At 70.8% G+C, this 5,748-nt stretch carries 5 protein-coding genes; 2 read left to right on the top strand and 3 right to left on the bottom strand.

Translation table 11 applies throughout. The features are described 5' to 3' along the window. Positions 1-175: 175 nt before the first annotated feature. The 3 genes from ACWF94_RS31270 to ACWF94_RS31280 all read right to left on the bottom strand — a co-directional run bounded on the left by ACWF94_RS31270 (position 176) and on the right by ACWF94_RS31280 (position 3,995). Complete coding sequence (locus tag ACWF94_RS31270) at positions 176-2,098, bottom strand: protein-arginine deiminase domain-containing protein (protein ID WP_453496052.1); 1,923 nt, start codon at positions 2,096-2,098, stop codon at positions 176-178. Between the two features lie 245 nt (positions 2,099-2,343). Then, the gene (locus ACWF94_RS31275; RefSeq protein WP_453496044.1) at positions 2,344-2,829 is read right to left on the bottom strand and encodes a peptidase inhibitor family I36 protein; all 486 of its coding nucleotides are present in this window, start codon (positions 2,827-2,829) and stop codon (positions 2,344-2,346) included. Between the two features lie 239 nt (positions 2,830-3,068). After that, the gene (locus ACWF94_RS31280; RefSeq protein WP_453496047.1) at positions 3,069-3,995 is read right to left on the bottom strand and encodes a helix-turn-helix domain-containing protein; all 927 of its coding nucleotides are present in this window, start codon (positions 3,993-3,995) and stop codon (positions 3,069-3,071) included. Between the two features lie 208 nt (positions 3,996-4,203). Here ACWF94_RS31280 and ACWF94_RS31285 point away from each other — a divergent pair, with 208 nt between their 5' ends. Then, on the top strand, positions 4,204-4,587 hold the full coding sequence (locus tag ACWF94_RS31285; protein WP_453496049.1) for a VOC family protein: 384 nt from the start codon (positions 4,204-4,206) through the stop codon (positions 4,585-4,587). 248 nt (positions 4,588-4,835) lie between these two features. Beyond that, the gene (locus tag ACWF94_RS31290) at positions 4,836-5,735 is read left to right on the top strand and encodes a YceI family protein (protein WP_453496055.1); all 900 of its coding nucleotides are present in this window, start codon (positions 4,836-4,838) and stop codon (positions 5,733-5,735) included. Positions 5,736-5,748 lie beyond the last annotated feature (13 nt).

The following is a 5,748-nucleotide window of genomic DNA, read 5'->3' on the forward strand; positions in this document are numbered from 1 at the left end:
CCGCGATCTCGAAGCCGCGAACCTCAGACTCACGCCCGCCGGGCCCGTCAGGATCCCCGGCTTCGGGCAGGACTCCGGGAACGCACCTGACGGGGGCCGCCGCCCCGAGGTGCGGGACGGCGGCCGGATGAGCGACGGGATGCGCAACCGGGTGCGCAGCCGGTGTCAGCGGCGGTCAGCCGCGGGCGCGCCACCACGAGGAGGTCGCGCGGAGCGTGTTCGTCCCGCAGTGCACCTCGCCCATGCCGAGGTGATACGTGTACCAGTCGTCGAGGTACACCGTGGTGAACCCGGCCTTGCGGTACGCGGCGCTCACCGCCTGCCCGAAGACGTCCCGGCCGTTGATCACCGGGCCCCACTGCTTCGGGGCCAGATAGCGGTTGGGGCTCAGCAGGACGCCGTTGACCGCGCCGGGCACGTACGCGGCCGTCCGGGGCGTTTCCGGCGCCCCGCCGCGCGCCCGCGGCTTCTGCTCCCGCTTCTGCCCGTACAGCTGGCTCTTCCCGCCCCATCCCTCAGGGCCGAGCCGCCGCAGTTCGCGGACGCCGGTCACCGCGGAATCGCCGGACGCGAGGGGCTGTGCACCCGCGCTGTACAGGGCAGGCACCCGGACGATCTCGGAGTCGGTGATGCCCGTCTCCCGCTTCAGGATCTCCAGGTTCGCCCTGATCCGGTCGGCCGCGAGCTTGTTGTCGGCCAGGAACTCCCGCGAGCCGAGTACATCGTTGATGGTTTCCTTCGGGGTGGGCGGACTGGCCTCCTGGTCGGGTACGGAGAACATCTTCTTGCCGCCGTGCCCGTCGCGCTGTGCATCGCGCAGCAGTTCGATGCCCAGGTCCGGGTCGGCGATGCCGATCCGCCAGCCGCGCGGGGTGTTGGCCGGCAGGAACTGGACGAACTCGTCGACGTGTCCGACCGCGAGCCACGAGGTGTCGAGCAGCAGCGGCGACTGCATGCCCTGGGCGGACAGGAACGCGCGCATCGCCCGCGACGGCTTGTCGCCGGAGTCCTTCCGGTGTCCCATGATGATCCGCCCGGCGGGGAAGTCCTTGCCCGCGTGCCGGTGGGGCGGGATCGTCTCCAGGTTGCCCATGGAGTTCAGTGACCAGTCCCCGTCCGGCTCCATTTTCCCGGCCTCGATCACGCCCACCCCGGGGCCGCGCAGCTTCTCGTACAGTTCCCGGCCCGCCTCACGGTCCTGTGTCGAGCGGATCAGCACCCGCATGGCGTGGGTCTTCCCGCCGGGCGCCGGCATGGTCGCGTAGCCGGGCTCGAAGAAGTCCTGCACCCAGGGGTCCCCGTAGTCGGTGAGCTTCCCCAGCGGCTTGCGGATGCCCGCGTCCCGGACGATCCTGTCGAGGTCCCTGACGAACTTCCGCTGCAACCTGGCCAGCGCGGTCCGGCCCGGCAGCTCGGCGACCAGCACCTGCTCCGCCTTCTGCAGGTGATGGTGGGTGAGCACTGGTGCCACCCGCAGTGTGACGTCGTCGGAAGCGGTGGAACCGCGCTGCGAGACGCTCAGCCGGAAGGTGATCCGCCCGTCCCAGACGGCGGAGTCACGCGGCACGTCCTTCGCCTCCACGCCCAGTTCCACTCCGCCCCGGACCTCGGCGGCGGTCAGCCGGTCGTCCGGCCGCAACTGGACCCAGCGGCCGGAGCGCTTGACGAACACCCGGGCCTGCGACGCCCCGGGGCCCACGGCCCGGACGCTGCCGGTCGCGTCCGCCGCCGCGCCGGGCAGGGGGACACTGCGGATGCGGGCCAGATCACGTGCGTCCTCGGGGCCGTTGACGACGCCGTCCGCGGCGTCGTTGCACGCGATGAGCCTGGCCTCCGACAAGGGCTCGCCCCGGGCGTCGTCCTTGGGGCAGCGCTTGGTGTCGTCGTCGATGTTGGGCAGGACGATCGCCCCGCGCGATGTCGTCCAGGTGTCCTCCCCCTCCGTGTCGGAGCCGCCCCGCACGTCGACCCGGCCGTCCCGGTTCACATCCGCTCTCAGGTCCGGCCCGGGGGTTGGCGCGGCGACCGCCTGTGTGACCCCCGTGGCTATCAGCGCCCCCGCCACCGCGGTGGCGAGAGCGCTCCCCTTCCGGTTCATGATGCCCACGAACTGTTCCCTTCCTTGCCGACTGGTCGTCGCAGACGCTAGCCAACGGGATGTTTGAACAGTGTTTGACCTCACAGGAACGGGGATTCGGTGCGCAGCGCCGCCGCAGGGCACCCGGTCAGCGGCGGCCCCGCCGTCGCACGTCGCAGGGCCGTGCGGGGCCCCCGGCGCGGTCAGCTGAAGCCCCGGGCCGTGCCGGAGAGTTGGCGTGACCCGGGGCCTGACGTTCTTTTCGGTCAGCAGCGGGCGTCGACGGAGCTGGTGCGGTCGTTGTCGGACGGGGCGAGGTTGCCCTGCCAGTGGCCCGGTACGCCGCCCATGAAGCCGGTGAAGTTGCCGTGGAGATAGAGGTCGATGACGGTGGGGGTGCGGTTCCAGCCGGATGTGAGGCGCTCGTTGAAGGCGGCCGGGACGACGTGGCGGCCGCAGCTGGGCACCCGCCACATGGCGCCGCCGCCGTCGTACTCGGTGAAGAAGCAGGTCCAGCCGTTGCGGCAGTCACTCCAGGCCCTGGCCCGGACGTCGCCCCCGGTGTAGTAGTACACGCCCTGGGTGCCCGTGACGCGGGTCTCCGACGCGGATGCGGTGGTGGTCGCGGGCAGGATGAGCGTCGCGGCGGCCAAGGCGGCCGCCATGAGCCCGGTGGTCAGCTTCTTCCGTACGGCCGTACCGGCCGGGAAGGCGCGGAGGGCTGTTTTGCGTGGCTTCTCAGTACTGTTCACGGGATCTCCCCTAGCTCCGAGGTGTTCTCCGAACGTCCGTCACTCCTCGGCGGTGTGACGGGAAAACGGTCCGGTATCCGCTGGACGTCGGTAGGCCGCCCTACGGCCTGTGCGGACGCCGGGATGGCCGGTACCGGGTGTTTCTGTGGTGCTTCCCGGAACGGTAGATGCGGGCAGGGGCCGGTCTCTTGGACGAATGCGAACGGGGGCGATGTTCGTGCCCGGCGGCTTCGAGACCGCTACAGTGCCGGTCGCGGTGGCTGGAGTTCGGTGGGCGTGCATCCCGCCAGTGCACGGAACTCGCGGTTGAGGTGCCCCTGGTCGCAGTAGCCGCACAGGTAGGCGATCTCCGCCAGGGAATGGCCGGGTGCGCCCAGCAGACGTGCCGCGTGCTGGAATCGCCAGACCCGTGCGACGGTCTTGGGCGAAAGGCCCACGTGTTCGCTGAAGCGCTTCTCCAGATAACGCCGGCTGCAGCCGAGTTCGTCGGCCAGCGAGCCGATGGGCAGCCGGCCGGCGGTCCGGCGCAGTCGCTGCCAGGCGTGGACAACCCTGGCCTCCGCCGTAGCGCCGTTTCGCAGCCACTGCGCCAGTTGCCGGTCCAGCACACGGAAGCGCGCGTTCCACGACGGGGCTTGCGCCATTTGTTCCAGCAGCCACCACGCCTGTTCGCCGAGCAGATCGTCGAGACCGGTGTAGGTGTGGGCCAGCTCGCGCATCGCCACGCCGAACACGGTGTGGGCGGCGGGCGGGGTCAGACCGACGGCCACACCGCAGGGCCAGGCGCTGTGTTCCACCAGGGCGGGACCGTCGTGCAGGCCGATGACCGATACCGGGGACATGTTCACCGCGCCGGCAGGTGAGCGCAGTCGTGAGCCGGTGTCGAAACTGAGGACCACTATGACCGCCGCCGCCGGCAGAACCTTCTGTAGCAAGGGGAGCCGGGCATCGGGCCCGAACCCGACGTAGCCGAGAACACTGCCGCGCAGCGGTGCCCAAGGCACCCCCACGGCGATCCCGGTCGGCCTCGGTCCGGTGCCACCGCGTGCGGCGGGCACCGCGGACACTCCGTGCACGGGCAGATCCTCAGCGGCCGTACGATACGCCTCCTCCTCGCCCATGGGCGTGCCCTTGGCCTTGACCGGACGAGATCCCCGAACCTCCATGGCGCAACACTGATGGGTCGTTACGGACGGTGGTCGGAGAAACGGGGAACACAGCCCGGTCGGGTGAAGCTCCAGCACATTCGCACGGCCCCTGTCCCGAGGGCGGGTGAGCCAGGCACGGCCGCGACCGGGATCGCGGCGCGCGCCGCCCAACGGTGCGCACGCGGCCGACGGCCGATTCCCGGGTGGTCTACGTAGACTGACGGGTATGGCATGCCGCATCAGCGAACTGGTCATCGACGCCGCCGACCCCGAGCGGCTCGCCGAGTTCTGGGGCAGGGTCCTCGACTACGTCGAACTCGGCCGGGAGGACGACGGAAGCATCGAGATCGGGCCGCCCGGTGCCGGCTTCGGTGGCCCGGGGCCCGTCCTCGTCCTCAGCCCCAGCAGCGCCCCTCGGACCGGGAAGCTCCGACTGCACATCGACGTCAACGCCACCGACCGAGACCAGGACGCCGAGTTGGAGCGGCTGCTCGCTCTCGGCGCCAGGCCCGTCGACGTCGGCCAGACCGGTACCGAGAGCCGGCACGTCCTGGCCGACCCGGAAGGCAACGAGTTCTGCCTGCTGCGCACCCGGCTCCAGCCCCTCTGACCTGTCTGCGTGCCTGTCTGCGTGCCGGCGCCGAGCGGCTTCGGCCGTTCCATGGGGCCGGGGGTCTCTGCGGTCCCGGCAGCGACCGGCTCCACCGCCGGATCACCCGCCGAATTCGGAATAAAACATTCCGAAGATGCGTGAAGTGTGGACGTTACTAGTCCGTATTGCGGGCACCTGACGTCAGGTCCGTTGAAGCCTGTCAAGGTGGGGGGCGATTTTCGGACATGACGGCGAAGGGTGCGAATGTGTTCAGCTTGTTGCGGCGGCGGCGCGGGAACACCGGGGGCGGGGGAGCGTCCGGGCATGGGTGGCTACCGCTGCCCGAAGGGGCCGGGCGGGTGGACTGCCAGGTGGTCGACCCGGTGGGGCTGCCGATACGTGCCGCGGTCACCGTGCTGGACGAGGCGGGGCGGTCCGTGGCGGAGGGCGGCACCGACGCGTACGGGCTGTTCACCGCGGCCGTGCCGCCTGGCACCTACCAGCTGTCGGTAGCATGTGACGGTTTTCAGCCACGCCGCGTTCCGGTCCGGGTGCTCGCGGGGGAGTGGTTCCCGGCCGGGGTGATCGACCTGGCCGCGGCCCCGGCGCCGCCCGTCCCCGAACCGGGCCGGTGGGACATCGATCCGAACCACACCGCCGTACGGTTCATCGCACGCCACATCGGCCTGGCCGAGATCCACGGCAGGTTCAACCGCTTCTCGGGCAGCCTGTGGATCGCCGAGCAGATGCGGGACTCCCGGGTCGAGGTCTCCATCGAGGCGGACAGCATCGACACCGGGGTCCGGATGCGGGACGACCACCTGCGGTCCGGAGACTTCCTCGATGTCGCCGTCCATCCGTACGTGCGCTTCAGCGGCGGCGACTTCGTGCACCGGGGCGGCTCACACTGGGGTGTGACGGGGGTGCTGGACCTGCACGGCGTCTCCCGCACGGTGAAGCTGGACACCAGCTACCTGGGCCTGGGCACCGGCATGGAGGGCGAGCCGCGCGCGGCTTGCAAGGCCGTCACCGAACTGCATCGCGAGGACTTCACCCTCACCTGGCAGAAGATGGTCGCTCACGGCATCGCCACCATCGGCGCCACGCTCCGTATCGAGCTGGACATCCAGGTCGTACGGGCGGATGGCCCGCCCCGGGTGGTCTAGGGAGGGCCAGGGC

This window comes from Streptomyces sp. NPDC055078 (assembly GCF_053607985.1).

What these genes read in the sequence shown, in the direction of transcription:
- ACWF94_RS31270 (WP_453496052.1), bottom strand. Translation starts at nt 2,098, where the DNA reads ATGAACCGGAAGGGGAGCGCTCTCGCCACCGCGGTGGCGGGGGCGCTG.
- ACWF94_RS31280 (WP_453496047.1), bottom strand. Translation starts at nt 3,995, where the DNA reads ATGGAGGTTCGGGGATCTCGTCCGGTCAAGGCCAAGGGCACGCCCATG.
- ACWF94_RS31285 (WP_453496049.1), top strand. Translation starts at nt 4,204, where the DNA reads ATGGCATGCCGCATCAGCGAACTGGTCATCGACGCCGCCGACCCCGAG.